We start from the raw sequence: 13,546 nt of genomic DNA on the forward strand, positions 1-13,546 counted from the left end.
TGATTCTCCCTAATTAAGCGTAAAGCGGATTAATTTTATCTGGGTCAATACCCAAATCTTTAATCGCTTTTGCTAGTGCCTTTTTATCAAAATCACCCGCTTTATAAAGCTCATACAACGCAGCAAACACAACGTTATTTGCATCAACTTCAAAGTGATTACGTAGATTCTCACGGCTATCCGAACGACCGTAACCGTCGGTTCCTAATACTCTATAAGCACCTGGTACGAAAGATCTAGCTTGTTCGCCATAAGCCTTAATGTAATCAGTCGCAACAACCGTAGGACCATCATTACCATCGTTTAAGACCTGAGTGATATAAGGTACGCGAGCTTTCTTGTCGATGTTGCGCATGTTCCAACGTTCGCAATCAATACCGTCACGAGTCACTTCGTTGAACGATGTCACGCTGTATACTTCTGATTGAACGTCGTATTTTTCAGCTAGGATATCAGCGGCCTTGCGAACTTCTACAAGGATCGTTCCAGAGCCAAGCAGTTTCGCTTTCAATTTCGCTTTTTTATCACCTACCGTATCTAATTTGTAGATACCTTTGATGATGCCTTCTTCACAACCTTTCGGCATTTCAGGCTGAACATAGTTTTCGTTCATCACTGTGATGTAGTAGAACACATTCTCTTGTTCTTCTAACATTCTGCGACAACCGTCTTGTGTTATCACTGCCACTTCATAACCATAAGTTGGATCGTAACTAATACAGTTTGGAATTAACCCAGCTTGCACGTGCGAATGACCATCTTGGTGTTGCAAACCTTCACCGTTAAGTGTTGTTCTACCAGCTGTACCACCTACTAAGAAACCACGACATTGGCTATCGCCAGCTGCCCAAGCCATATCGCCTACACGTTGGAAACCAAACATAGAGTAGTAAATATAAACCGGTAACATTGGCAAGTCGTTGGTTGAATAAGAAGTACCTGCAGCAACGAAAGATGACATTGCACCCAGTTCATTAATTCCTTCTTGTAGAACCTGACCTTTCTTATCTTCACGATAGTAAGCCACTTGGTCTTTATCTTGTGGAATGTACTTTTGACCTGAGTTTGAGTAAATACCCACTTGGCGGAATAGTCCTTCCATACCGAAAGTACGTGCTTCATCAGGAATAATTGGTACGACGTTTTTGCCCATTTGCTTATCTTTAAGCAACACGGTAAGAACACGCACAAATGCCATTGTTGTAGAAATTTCGCGATCGCCAGACCCTTTGGTGATAGCTTCAAATGCCTTCAACGGCGGTGCTGGCAAGTCATGATTACTCTTCGCCAAACGAACAGGCATATAACCGTGTAAGGCTTCACGTTTTTCGCGAAGGTATTTCATTTCAGGGCTATCGTCTGCAAATTTGTAGTAAGGTAAATCGGCAATTTCTTCATTCGAAAGAGGAATGTTAAAGCGATCTCTAAAGTGCTTCACGCCATCAGCGTCTACCTTCTTAACGTTGTGGGCAATGTTTTTACCTTCACCCGCAGCGCCCATACCGTAGCCTTTAACTGTTTTAGCTAATACTACTTGTGGGCGACCAACCGTTTCAGTCGCTCGTTTGTAAGCGGCATAAACTTTAACAGGATCGTGTCCACCACGATTCAAGCGCCAAATGTCATCATCAGACATGTTAGCGACCATTTCTTTCAATTCTGGGTATTTACCGAAGAAGTTCTCACGCGTATATGCGCCACCTTTCGACTTATAGTTTTGATACTCACCATCGACTGTTTCGTTCATCACATCGAGTAATTTGCCCGATGTATCGCGTGCTAACAATGGATCCCAATAGCGCCCCCAAATAACTTTAAATACTTCCCAGCCAGCGCCACGGAATGTGCCTTCAAGTTCTTGGATAATTTTGCCATTACCGCGCACTGGGCCGTCTAATCTTTGCAAGTTACAGTTGATAACAAACGTCAAGTTATCAAGACCTTCACGTGAAGCCAATCCGATTGCACCTAATGATTCTGGCTCATCGACTTCACCGTCACCCATGAAGCACCATACGCGCTGCTCTGAACAATCTTTTAAGCCACGGTTTGTAAGGTACTTTAAGAAGCGAGCTAAGTAGATGGCTTGCATTGGACCTAAGCCCATCGATACCGTTGGGAACTGCCAGAAGTCAGGCATTAATTTTGGATGCGGGTATGAAGACAAACCTTCACCACCTACTTCTTGGCGGAACATGTCGAGTTGACCTTCAGACAAACGACCTTCTATGAATGCGCGAGAATAAATACCCGGAGAAACGTGACCTTGAACAAACAAGTAATCACCGCCGTCTTTATCGTTTGGTGCACGGAAAAAGTGGTTGAAGCCCACATCATAAAGCATAGCGGAAGAGGCAAAACTTGAAATATGACCACCAAGTTCAAGATCTTTCTTGGAACCTCGCAGTACCATCATCATAGCATTCCAGCGAATAGCATTTCGAATCTTGGTTTCGATAGTTTGGTCACCAGGCATGGTTGGCTCTTGGCCAGCAGGAATGGTATTGATATAAGCGGTAGTTGCATCATAAGGCAAGTGAGCCCCGCTTCGTCTTGCTTTCTCTATCAACGACTCAAGTAAATAATGAGCACGGTCAACGCCTTCTTCTGCTAAAACTGCTTCAAGTGCGTCTAACCATTCTTGCGTTTCTGTTGGATCCACATCTGGATGCATCACATCGGTCATGGTGCTTTCCTATATTATGTAATAACGATAAATCAGACCAAGCTATCCAGTGATAGCGCCTGATTCTGTTTGCTTAAAGTTTTACAGCCAATTAAGAAGCTGTCTTGCTACTTTCTTTTACTTCCATTCTTCGCATCGCGCGTTGTAATTTAACGTCGCGTTGGTTTATGTCTAATAGTGTACTCTCCACAAAGCCTAAATGTTCATTGCTGGCTTTGCGTGCTGCTTCTGGATCTTGTGCAATGATTGCCTTAACTATGCTGTGACGTTGTGAACGGATTCTCTCTTCAACATCAGCTCCATCGCGCAACATTTCTAAATTTCGTTTAATATTTTCAACTAGCATACCTTCCATGCTTCGCATGACATGCAGTAAAACCATATTGTGTGAGGCTTTAGCCATAGTAAGATAAAATTCAACGAGGGCTTCAGCTTCCAAGGAGGTATCGACTAATTCTTTACCTTGCTCATCTCGACTGCTTTGTTCATGCAAAGCGGAGAGGCTATTTAAAGCCTTATTCAATGCATCATAATCTTCGGGTTGCCCACGCAAAGCCGCGTAGTAAGCTGCCATGCCTTCTAAAGCGTGTCTAAATTCGAGCAAATCAAATTGTGTTTCAGGACGCGATGCAACCAAGGCTAATAAAGGATCGGTCATTTTTGCACTCAAATTCTGTGTAATAAAAGTGCCACCGCCTTGTTTACGCTCAATCAGGCCTTTCGCTTGTAAATTTTGAATTGCTTCACGCAATGAAGGTCTTGAGACTTGGAATTTTTCTGCTAGCAAGCGTTCAGGTAATAACTTTTCACCAGCAACCAGCGTTCCGTCCAATATCATGGACTCGAGACGTTCAGTGATGACGTCTGACAACTTTTGCTGTTTTATACTTGCGTGCACTGCAATTGCCTTCCTTTAGATTTATATTGAAACAGCTTATGCATGAAACCTTAATATATAACTGTGCTTTTTATAAGCGCATTCTGGTTAAAATGTTAACAAAATTTAGAAATACTTCGCGCTTTTGTAAAAATGGTAATACCAATTAACCAAGATAGTGTAAGCAACTTTTCCTAATTCGACAAGTATTGTTTCATTCAAGATAGCTTAGTAAAGCCGAATTTGCCTAAACTGAGCACGATTTTTTATCGCAAAAATTTGGAACTGTAGCTTAAAAAAAAGCGACAGCCCTTTGTTAATGAAGGCTGTCGCTTTTAATTAGATTAGAAAAGTGTTTACTAGATAAAGTACTAAGCAACTGCTCCGACCATTGTAAGCACAGAGACTGCAACCAACATAAAGAGCACATTACGTTTTACGAGACGAACAAGAATACAAGGTTCGTCTATACAGTTCTTTTGATCGGCTTCGACCTCTTCAGCTGCAATCGCAATACTAGTGAGAATTTGTTTCGCACTTGATTGTGTATCTGCTAAGGAAGGTAACCAGATAGAGAGTGCCCGAGAGAAGTGCCCAACAATCAGGAAGCCTAAACCAGTGATCCTGACTGGTAGCCAATCAATGACGTGCATAACCTTATCTATAAGCAACTCAGAATTATCTGCTTCGCAGTCCCCCATTACCTCGTCATGAACTTCTTCAGGTTTATCATCACATTGACTCATCTTGTGCATAAACAGTTGAAGCTCTTTCGCAATGGAATAAATAATAACGCCAGGAATACCGAGAAGGATGAAGAAGATAATAACTGCTGCATATTGACGATAGTTGATGAAAACTAGTTGCTGTCCAACTTTATCTAGGTCACCACTTTCATTACCGAAAGAAAGACTGTGTAGTGAGCACGCTTCAAAATCCTTCCTGACTGCTGCTTGCAAATAGCGTTTATAATTCTTTCGTGTAATTGGGCAACCCAAACATATCCATAGCACTGTTAACTGCATCAAGAAGGTTACAAAACCATTGCTAAAAATGATCTCAATTAAAAAGACCAAGAAAGCAGGTACTAGAATGATAAGTAATACCGACAGCATAGACGCGCTAGCGCTGAACCAATCGCGGCCTTGTAGGAATTGGATATACTTACCTACCAAAGAATGAATATGCCATTCAGGCGATTTTGATGTGACGCGTTCCAAGGCCATTACTATTAATAGCGAGATCAGTGTCATGGACATTCCTTTATATAAGATATTAGCTTAAGTATATGAGCGACAAAGCAAAGTGCAAAGCAATTTCCTTGATATATTGTTTATATTTTACAGGCAAATCTAGTTTAATAGCGGTTTCATTGCGGCGCGTAAACCAGTAAACTTAGCGCAGGCCTACATTCCACATTATTCAATTAGAAGTTTTCATTATTATGTCACTCTTTAATCAATACCAATTCAATATTCCAAAGCAAGTCGAAGATGCACTATTAGAAGATCTTGGTGGACACATATCTATGCAGAATGATATTACCGCAATGCTAATAGAAGAAGACACTGTGATGTCGGCCAAAATAATTACTAGAGAAGATTGCGTAGTGTGCGGCAGAGCTTGGGTAAATGAAGTTTTCAAGCAAATTGATAAAAACGTTGTACTTGATTGGCAGTGTGATGATGGCTCTGTGCTCAAAGCAAATGATACGATTGTTTATATAAAAGGAAACGCGCGCTCAATTTTAACTGCAGAACGAAGCGCATTAAATTTCTTACAAACACTCAGTGGCACGGCAACTACCACAGCAAGGTATGTAACATATCTAGAAAACTCCCAAACTAAGCTACTCGATACCCGAAAAACAATACCTGGCATGCGTCAAGCACAAAAGTATGCAGTTGCATGCGCACTTGGACAAAATCATAGAATGGGCTTGTATGATGCATTTTTGATAAAAGAAAATCATATTGATGCTTGCGGAGGCATTAAAAATGCGGTCTCCAAGGCTAAATTAATGCAGCCTGGTTTACCTATAGAAGTCGAAGTAGAGAATTTAGAAGAACTAATTGAAGCTATAGATTCAGGTGTCAACACCATAATGTTGGATAATTTCAGCACGGAACGGATCTATAAGGCAGTCGATATTAATGCTGGAAGGTGTAAGCTTGAAGTGTCTGGCAATATCACTTTTGACAGACTTATAGAATTGGCTGCAACCGGCGTAGACTATGTGTCTTCAGGCGCTTTAACGAAGAATGTAGTAGCTGTGGATTTATCCCTAGTTACGGTAAGTTAAGCACTAGAGGCACGTCCTTTTTCTACCCTTGCGTATGACAGGAAGTGTCGAAACAAAGACTTAAGTATGCGCCCACATACTTCACAAACTTCACTCTCCTCTTATACTTGGTCTCGAGGTTAAGGAGGTAAGCAATTACCGCACTTACCTTTTTAACTTACTTTAAATCAAATATTTTAAAACGCGTTGACCACGCTCGGAGAGACAAAATGAAAAATTCAGCTCAAAAAGGCTTTACACTAATCGAACTAATGATCGTTGTAGCAATCATCGGTATTCTTGCAGCAATCGCACTTCCTGCTTACCAGGGCTACACGCAAAAAGCAAAATTCACTGAAGTAACTAATGCAACTGCTGCAGCTAAGTCTGCTGTTGAAGTATGTGCACAACTTGCTTCTGGTGCAGATTCAACTGCTAAACTAGCTGCTTGTGATGCAGGCGCTAAAGGTATCCCAGCTAATGTAACTGCTGGTACTGATGTTGTTGGTTTGGCCACTACAAACGGCCAAATCGTTGCAACTGCATCAACTAACTCTGGATTAACAGACCCAGCAGACGACGCTGCAGCAACTTTCACATTAACTCCTGTAGTTGCAGCTAACGGTAATGTTACTTGGACTGCAGTATGTAAGCCAGCTACTTTGTGCTAATACAGTCCTAAGATATAGAAATTGATTTGAAAGCCCAGATTATCTGGGCTTTTTTGTCTAAAAAACTAGAGAATTATTGAGATTATCATGGCAAAAACAGCAGAAACATATACTTGGTCTGGCACGTCAAAAAGCGGCAGAGCGGGTAAAGGCGAAATTAGCGCAGGCTCCTTGCAAGAGGCGAAAAATTTATTGCGACGTCAAGGTGTCTCTGCAACAAAAGTCAAGAAACTCGCCAAACCACTATTTGGAAAAAAAGACAAGGTCGTTGCACAAGATATTGCTGTCCTCTCCCGACAGCTTGCTACTATGCTTGGTGCAGGTGTTACCTTAATTCAAAGTTTAGAAATGATTGGCTCAGGCCACTCTAAAGCCTCAATGCGCGAATTGTTAGGTGAAATTACTAACGAAGTAAAATCGGGTAACCCACTTTCTTCTTCATTACGCAAACACCCTGATAAGTTCGATGACCTTTATTGTGATCTAGTTGAAACGGGTGAACAATCAGGTGCATTAGAAACCATTTACGATCGTATCGCTTTATATAAAGAAAAAGCTGAAGCGTTGAAATCAAAAATCAAAAAAGCGATGTTTTACCCGATCGCAGTACTCGTTGTTGCTTTTATTGTTACGACGATACTATTGGTTTTTGTTGTTCCACAGTTTGAAGAAATTTTCGCAGGCTTCGGTGCTGAACTTCCTGTGTTCACTCAATTCGTTATTGGCTTATCCAATATGATGCAGAGCTACGGGCCATTCATTGGTGTTGGCGTATTTATAGGCGCTATCATGTTCAAGAAAGCGCATGCAAAATCACCAAGCCTACGCGACAGCGTTGATAAAAAAATCCTTAAAATCCCTGTTATTGGTGAAATACTTAAGAAAGCAGCCGTAGCTCGCTTTACTCGAACGCTTTCAACCACTTTCGCAGCCGGCGTACCATTAATAGGTGCACTAGACTCAGCAGCGGGTGCATCAGGTAATGCAGTGTTCAGAGACGCTATACTATTCGTCAAAAAGGAAGTCGCTGGCGGGTTACAAATGAACGTTGCAATGCGTGCAACTAATATATTCCCTCCGATGGTGACACAAATGATTGCTATTGGTGAAGAATCTGGTTCTGTTGACGGTATGCTAGAAAAAATAGCCACTATCTATGAAGCAGAAGTTGATGATATGGTTGACGGCTTAACAAGCTTACTAGAGCCAATGATAATGGCAGTATTAGGTGTCGTTATCGGTGGCTTGATTGTTGCCATGTACCTACCTATCTTCGAAATGGGTAACGTTGTATAAGCCCAAACCGTAAAATACGAAAGCCAGCAATATGCTGGCTTTTTACTATCTGCAATTGTTGAATAAAGATAAAGTAAAGAATGCCCATCAGACCTTCAATATTCATGCATATGAATGAGAGCAGAAGCATTGCAAACAAAAGCTGAACACTTTTATTCAACAAGCCGATAGAATATGATGAGAACGAATCTAGTATCACAAACTAAAAGGTAAAAAGACGGCCCCATGGAAAATATTGCGTTGTTTGAATTATTAGCTGAATCCCCTTTGGCATTTGTCATTGTTACGTTTTGTATTAGTTTGTTAGTCGGTAGCTTTTTGAATGTTGTGATTTATCGCTTACCTATTATGATGGAGCGAGAGTGGCAACGTGATATTGAGCAGTTTCAAAACCCTGATAAAGAGTTAGCGCCAGCCCCAACCTTCAATTTAGTGAAGCCTGATTCTACTTGCCCTAATTGCAAACATAAAATACGAGCTTGGGAAAACATTCCTGTAATTAGTTGGCTTATTTTAGGGCGCAAGTGTAGCGCTTGCTCCAAACCAATCTCAGCACGTTATCCAGCAGTCGAATTACTTACTGCATTGATGTCAGCCCTTGTTGCTTATCAGCTTGGCTTTGGTATCACCGGTGCCGCTTTCATCTTTGGTACTTGGTTGCTAGTGGCGATGACCTTTATTGACCTTGATAAAATGTTACTCCCTGATTCACTCACCTTACTTCTCATGTGGATTGGTCTTGGTGTTAGTTGTTTCGAACACACGATATCGCCGATCGACTCTATTATTGGTGCTATGGTTGGCTATTTATGTTTATGGTCAATTTACTGGGCTTTCAAATTACTAACCGGTAAAGAGGGCATGGGTTACGGCGACTTTAAACTACTTGCAGCTTTAGGAGCTTGGGTTGGTTGGCAACATTTGCCAATTATTATCTTGTTGTCATCCGTTGTGGGTGCTGTCGTTGGTATCAGCATGATGTTCGTGAAGAAGAAAGACAGTAACTTAGCGATCCCTTTCGGTCCATACTTAGCAGCCGCAGGTTGGTTAACAATGCTCTACGGTGACCTGATTGCTGACTGGTACTTATCTACGCTGTAGAATTTACTTAGTTTACTTGGCGCACTGTTTGGTGCATATCTGTAACGAGATTGAAGATTTCTAGATTGAAGATTTCTAGATTGTAAAGACAACGAGAAAATAACACATGAGCAGCTTGGTAATAGGACTTACCGGTGGAATCGCATCGGGTAAAACAACAATTAGCGATCGCTTTGCAAGCTATGGCGTGGATATCATAGATGCCGATGTCATTGCTCGTGAAGTGGTTGCAAAAGGCAGTCCGGGCTTGCAAGACATTGTGGATGAGTTCGGTCCAGATATTTTAACTGCTGATTCGACACTCGATAGACAAACATTACGCAACATTGTTTTTTCCGAGCCAGCAAAGAAAGAATGGCTGAATGCCCTCCTTCACCCCCTTATTCGCGAACAAATGCAAATTCAAACAGCTCAAGCCACATCACCCTATTGTATTTTGAGTATTCCATTGCTAGTTGAAAACCAATTGCATGAACTAGTTGACCGTACCTTAGTTGTTGATATCGACGAAAGTAGTCAATTGGAGCGAGCCATGAGCCGAGATAAGAGCGAGCAAGCTGTTATTGAGGGCATAATGGCTTCACAAGTTTCACGTGCGACGAGGCTCGCTGCTGCCGACGATGTCATATCAAATAACAAAGACCTCAACTGGCTACACACTCAAGTTGAGCAATTACATAAAATGTACCTAAACATTGTGAACGAAAACCTGTAAACTAGGTCGAACTAAAAAATTACATCCAAAACATAGTCAAAAGCATAGGGAGCGCTTAATGCCAATCGCAGTTTACGAATTTCCACTTGGTGAAAAAGTGCGAAACTATTTGCGATTAGAGCAACTCTTCAATCAACTGGATCATACCGCAACATTCGATAACGAATTAGAAAGCTTGCACTTCTTCGATGTATTTTTCACGCTTCTCGATTTACTTGAACGCCTTGACGTTCGCACCGATTTTATTCGGGATATCGATGTACATGAAAAAAACTTAGTTCACTGGTCAAGTCACCCTAATATCGATACTGCCGCACTTGAAGCAACCTTAAAGAAACTACATCGTTTATTGTCCGAGTTGAAACGCACAAGCAAATTAGGTTCAAGTTTAAAAGACGACCGTTTCTTAAGTAGTATACGCCAGCGTTTTTCCATCCCTGGTGGGGCCATGAGTTTCGATTTACCCCATTTATTCTGCTGGCTTAAACAAAGCAAAGAAGTTAGAAGCAAAGACATAGCGATGTGGATAGATCAACTCGCTCTTGTGCGCGAAAATATCACCTTAGTCATGCAGTTCTTGCGTGAACGTGGCCGTTACGAAGAAGTCTTAGGTAAAAATGGCTTTTATCAAGGCGTCGTCACCGATAAAATAGATTTAATTCGGGTTCGATGCGTCAACAGTGAAGGTTATTATCCAGTATTGAGTGGTAATAAATATCGCTACGGGATTCGTTTTATGCAACTCGTACCTGAGGAAGGTTCATCCGGTAGTGTGCCGCATGACATCAAATTTGAAATTGCTTGTTGCTAAGCACGACTCAACAATTCAACGAATAATTAAAGAAAGAATATGATTGTAAATTGCCCCACTTGTAAGAAAGAAATTGAATATTCAACTGAAAATGTGTTTCGACCTTTCTGTTGTAAACGTTGTCAATTAATCGACTTAGGCCAATGGGCCAATGAAGAGCACGCGATCCCATCGGGTGCAAACAAAGATGCCGAAAGCTCTATGAATATTGATATAGAAGACATTGAGGCTTTGCTAGCTCAGCAAGAAAAAGACTTTTTTAAAGAATAAGGTCTCCAGTAAACTCCTCGTCAGCAAATTATTTTTGAAGGTGAAATCACCGATGTCCAAAAGCACTGTCATAAACAAAGTCCTTATTACTGCTGGCACGCATGGCAACGAAATGTCGGGTGTTGAGTATGTGAGAAACCTACAAAGCAATGAGCAAATTCTCGCAAACCTAATTCCAAAGCAGAGTGAATTAAACATCGAGTTTACTTTAGTGAACAACTTAGCAATTAAGAACCGCTGTCGCTATGTTGAGGAAGACCTAAATAGACAATTCACGCTTGATAAACTTAGCAAACCATCTGGTGAAAATTTAGAGCACATCTTAGCTCTTGAGTTTAACGCACGGTACGGCCCGAAAACCAAGCCCAGTACAGACCTGCTGATTGATATACATAATACAACTAGCAATATGGGCCCAACCCTCATTATATTGGAAACAGACGACTTCCATCAGCAAATGGCGCGGTATGTGAAAAGCCATATGCCCGAAGCAGTCATCCTCATTGAAGATCATATCCCTTACCAAGAGCATGCATACTTGTGCACCGTAGGTAAAAGAGGAGTTATGATTGAAGTAGGCCCGCAGCCTCAGGGCGTTCTTAGGCCTGCCGCATATTTGCAAACAGAACAAATGACTCAAATCCTTGTTAGTTTTTGCGACCTTTGGAACAAGAGTGCTGTGCCACAAACAGACGAAGTCGAAGCTTTCCGCTTAACGAAAGAAGTAAAGTTTCCTGTCAATGCTGAAGGCCGAAAATTGGCCATGATCCATCCGCAGTTGCAAAACAAAGACTTCAGCGTTTTAAATAATGGCGAACCTGTATTTCAGAGCTTCGAAGGCAAAACGATTACATGGGATGGTGATGATAATGTCTACCCTCATTTCATAGGAGAGTCGGCATATTATCACCTTGATGTAGCCTTTGCGTTGGCTACGAAGACAGTTATTTAAACCTATTTTGAATTCGTCCCACAGACCTTTTTTCACCCCACAAGTCATTCTCGCGAGGATGTTCTAGGTAACTTTGATGACAAAGGGCAAACTTCAATCCAGATTCTTTTAATTGAAATTATTTTGAATTTGCTTCAACAAAATCGTTCACATTACAAACCCTGTTTCGCCCAGCAGTTTTTGCTTTGTAAAGCGCCACATCCGCTTGCTTAATCAAGTCCTCTAAGTTAGTCATCGACTTGCTATATTCTGCAACACCAAGACTAGCTGTGATGGCCAACGAACGTCCTTCATGCACAAAACTAGTCTCTTGTATTGTTGTGCGAATAGATGATGCAAGATTAGTCGCAGCACTAAGTTCAGTATTTGGCAGAAAGATGATGAATTCTTCACCACCCCAACGCGCTAAAATATCACTTTTTCTCATTTTATGTTTTAGTGTACTTGCAATACTCTTTAATACTGTGTCTCCTGCCGCGTGACCAAAATGGTCGTTTATTTTTTTAAACCAATCTATGTCTACCAAAATAATTGAACAGGGCTTTTGATTCCTATCCGCGAAGTGCCATTGCGGTTGCACTGCCGAGGTAAATGCCCGACGATTGTATAGCTGCGTTAAATAATCAATTTGTGCATTTATCTCAGCGATAGTGCGAGCTTTATTGACTTCTTTCAAAGTGAAAGCGAGGGCTAAAGCAAGTATGAACATCTCAAACAACATGCCTACCTCAATACTATGAAAGAGTAAGCCATCGTAAGGAATTATTCCCCACGTAGTGCCTGCTGAAATTGCCGCTCCACCAGCTCCCATAATTGCCGCAGGAATGAAAAATTTTACCATATCATGCCCGCGTTTATAGGCTATTCCGCCTAAGCCTAGAAAAATAATAACTAGTATTGAAGTAAGAGCCACACCGACCATCACTGCTAATAATTGGTCACCGTACATGAACAATGTGATCATCGGGAGAAGTAGAAATACGTAAACGCCCATTTTCACCCGATACAAGGCAGGTAAAAATACGTTCAGTTTCAAGAATTCAATACAGAATGCGATACCAAAAATAATATAGCAGTACAAAAAGAAAATCATTGCCCATTTCTGTACGAGTAAACTGTCTGGCCAAATGTACTTAAAGCCATGCCCAGTATAAGCGATATTCAAACTTAAAAATGAGACCAAATAAAGCGTATAGAATATATAGCGCATGTCTTTTAAGCTAACAGACAATGCAATGTTATAGACCAGTAAAATAATAAATGCACCGTACAAGAAACCATAAAAGTAGTTAACGCTACTGAGATGTTCTTGTACCTGCTCTTCAGACCATAGATGTATTGGAATAAGTAATGGGTCTTGGGATTCAAATCGCATTAAAACCTGCGTATTGCCTGGCTTAAACTCATACATGACTGCAGGCATTCGTGTCGCAAGACTTCTGTCTTTAAATTCTAAAGTGTCCCCTACAATACGTGATTCAGTCTCTTCACTCTGTCGAATGAAATGGAACTCTGCGCGATCTAACCAAGCTGAATCGAGATAAAATACCCGTTTCAAGGGTTCTGAAGATGGGTTCTTTATTAGAACTGATGCCCAAATGACATCGCGGGTAAAGCCAAAGCTTACTTTTTGATTGGTGTTAAAAGTAAACTTTCCCTCGTTGTAGGTTTTCAGAGCGGATTGTAGCGACAGGCTACCTTCAGGATCAGACAAAAGCGCAATGTGATTACTAACGAATACTTTAGAATCATTATTGTATAATGAGATTGGATCGCCATAAGAGTAAAAGCTGAAAAAGGCAAAAAACAAAAGTAAAAGTCGAATGGCTAGCGCTCACATAATGAAAAATACTCAGATAAGAATATATCTTACGCGCTCATTTGTC

General features: G+C 41.1%; 12 protein-coding genes. 8 read left to right on the forward strand and 4 right to left on the reverse strand.

Features of this window, described 5'->3' with window-relative positions:
• Positions 1–13 precede the first annotated feature (13 nt).
• From aceE to ampE, 3 genes are all read right to left on the reverse strand, one after another.
• Complete coding sequence (aceE, locus tag ACKLNX_RS04355) at positions 14–2,686, reverse strand: pyruvate dehydrogenase (acetyl-transferring), homodimeric type (RefSeq protein WP_412971366.1); 2,673 nt, start codon at positions 2,684–2,686, stop codon at positions 14–16.
• 91 nt (positions 2,687–2,777) lie between these two features.
• Positions 2,778–3,572 carry a GntR family transcriptional regulator gene (locus ACKLNX_RS04360; protein ID WP_412971399.1) on the reverse strand — a complete coding sequence of 265 codons (795 nt, stop codon included), beginning with the start codon at positions 3,570–3,572 and terminating at the stop codon, positions 2,778–2,780.
• A gap of 362 nt (positions 3,573–3,934) precedes the next feature.
• Positions 3,935–4,816 carry a beta-lactamase regulator AmpE gene (gene ampE, locus ACKLNX_RS04365; RefSeq protein ID WP_412971367.1) on the reverse strand — a complete coding sequence of 294 codons (882 nt, stop codon included), beginning with the start codon at positions 4,814–4,816 and terminating at the stop codon, positions 3,935–3,937.
• A 191-nt stretch (positions 4,817–5,007) separates the two neighbouring features.
• Here ampE and nadC point away from each other — a divergent pair, with 191 nt between their 5' ends.
• From nadC to ACKLNX_RS04405, 8 genes are all read left to right on the forward strand, one after another.
• Positions 5,008–5,865 carry a carboxylating nicotinate-nucleotide diphosphorylase gene (gene nadC, locus ACKLNX_RS04370; protein WP_412971368.1) on the forward strand — a complete coding sequence of 286 codons (858 nt, stop codon included), beginning with the start codon at positions 5,008–5,010 and terminating at the stop codon, positions 5,863–5,865.
• A gap of 209 nt (positions 5,866–6,074) precedes the next feature.
• A complete protein-coding gene (locus ACKLNX_RS04375; RefSeq protein WP_412971369.1) occupies positions 6,075–6,515 on the forward strand; it encodes a pilin in 441 nt (146 codons plus the stop codon).
• 87 nt (positions 6,516–6,602) lie between these two features.
• Positions 6,603–7,811, forward strand: coding sequence for a type II secretion system F family protein (locus tag ACKLNX_RS04380; protein WP_412971370.1), 1,209 nt, complete (start codon positions 6,603–6,605; stop codon positions 7,809–7,811).
• A 225-nt stretch (positions 7,812–8,036) separates the two neighbouring features.
• Complete coding sequence (locus ACKLNX_RS04385) at positions 8,037–8,912, forward strand: prepilin peptidase (protein WP_412971371.1); 876 nt, start codon at positions 8,037–8,039, stop codon at positions 8,910–8,912.
• Positions 8,913–9,018: 106 nt separating this feature from the next.
• Positions 9,019–9,627, forward strand: a complete 609-nt coding sequence (gene coaE, locus ACKLNX_RS04390) for a dephospho-CoA kinase (RefSeq protein ID WP_412971372.1) — start codon at positions 9,019–9,021, stop codon at positions 9,625–9,627.
• Positions 9,628–9,685: 58 nt separating this feature from the next.
• Complete coding sequence (gene zapD / locus ACKLNX_RS04395; RefSeq protein WP_411693108.1) at positions 9,686–10,438, forward strand: cell division protein ZapD; 753 nt, start codon at positions 9,686–9,688, stop codon at positions 10,436–10,438.
• 39 nt (positions 10,439–10,477) lie between these two features.
• Positions 10,478–10,708, forward strand: a complete 231-nt coding sequence (gene yacG / locus ACKLNX_RS04400; RefSeq protein WP_412971373.1) for a DNA gyrase inhibitor YacG — start codon at positions 10,478–10,480, stop codon at positions 10,706–10,708.
• A 52-nt stretch (positions 10,709–10,760) separates the two neighbouring features.
• The gene (locus tag ACKLNX_RS04405; RefSeq protein WP_412971374.1) at positions 10,761–11,660 is read left to right on the forward strand and encodes an aspartoacylase; all 900 of its coding nucleotides are present in this window, start codon (positions 10,761–10,763) and stop codon (positions 11,658–11,660) included.
• A 118-nt stretch (positions 11,661–11,778) separates the two neighbouring features.
• On the opposite strand, the gene ACKLNX_RS04410 is transcribed toward ACKLNX_RS04405, so the two are convergent.
• On the reverse strand, positions 11,779–13,470 hold the full coding sequence (locus tag ACKLNX_RS04410) for a diguanylate cyclase (RefSeq protein ID WP_412971375.1): 1,692 nt from the start codon (positions 13,468–13,470) through the stop codon (positions 11,779–11,781).
• Positions 13,471–13,546 lie beyond the last annotated feature (76 nt).

Source organism: Glaciecola sp. MF2-115 (assembly GCF_047250385.1).
Lineage (GTDB): Bacteria > Pseudomonadota > Gammaproteobacteria > Enterobacterales > Alteromonadaceae > Glaciecola.

Bases quoted from the DNA above. Each gene is read 5' to 3' on its own strand.
- aceE (WP_412971366.1), bottom strand. From the start codon at position 2,686: ATGACCGATGTGATGCATCCAGATGTGGATCCAACAGAAACGCAAGAA.
- ampE (WP_412971367.1), bottom strand. From the start codon at position 4,816: ATGACACTGATCTCGCTATTAATAGTAATGGCCTTGGAACGCGTCACA.
- nadC (WP_412971368.1), top strand. From the start codon at position 5,008: ATGTCACTCTTTAATCAATACCAATTCAATATTCCAAAGCAAGTCGAA.
- ACKLNX_RS04375 (WP_412971369.1), top strand. From the start codon at position 6,075: ATGAAAAATTCAGCTCAAAAAGGCTTTACACTAATCGAACTAATGATC.
- ACKLNX_RS04380 (WP_412971370.1), top strand. From the start codon at position 6,603: ATGGCAAAAACAGCAGAAACATATACTTGGTCTGGCACGTCAAAAAGC.
- ACKLNX_RS04385 (WP_412971371.1), top strand. From the start codon at position 8,037: ATGGAAAATATTGCGTTGTTTGAATTATTAGCTGAATCCCCTTTGGCA.
- coaE (WP_412971372.1), top strand. From the start codon at position 9,019: ATGAGCAGCTTGGTAATAGGACTTACCGGTGGAATCGCATCGGGTAAA.
- zapD (WP_411693108.1), top strand. From the start codon at position 9,686: ATGCCAATCGCAGTTTACGAATTTCCACTTGGTGAAAAAGTGCGAAAC.
- yacG (WP_412971373.1), top strand. From the start codon at position 10,478: ATGATTGTAAATTGCCCCACTTGTAAGAAAGAAATTGAATATTCAACT.
- ACKLNX_RS04405 (WP_412971374.1), top strand. From the start codon at position 10,761: ATGTCCAAAAGCACTGTCATAAACAAAGTCCTTATTACTGCTGGCACG.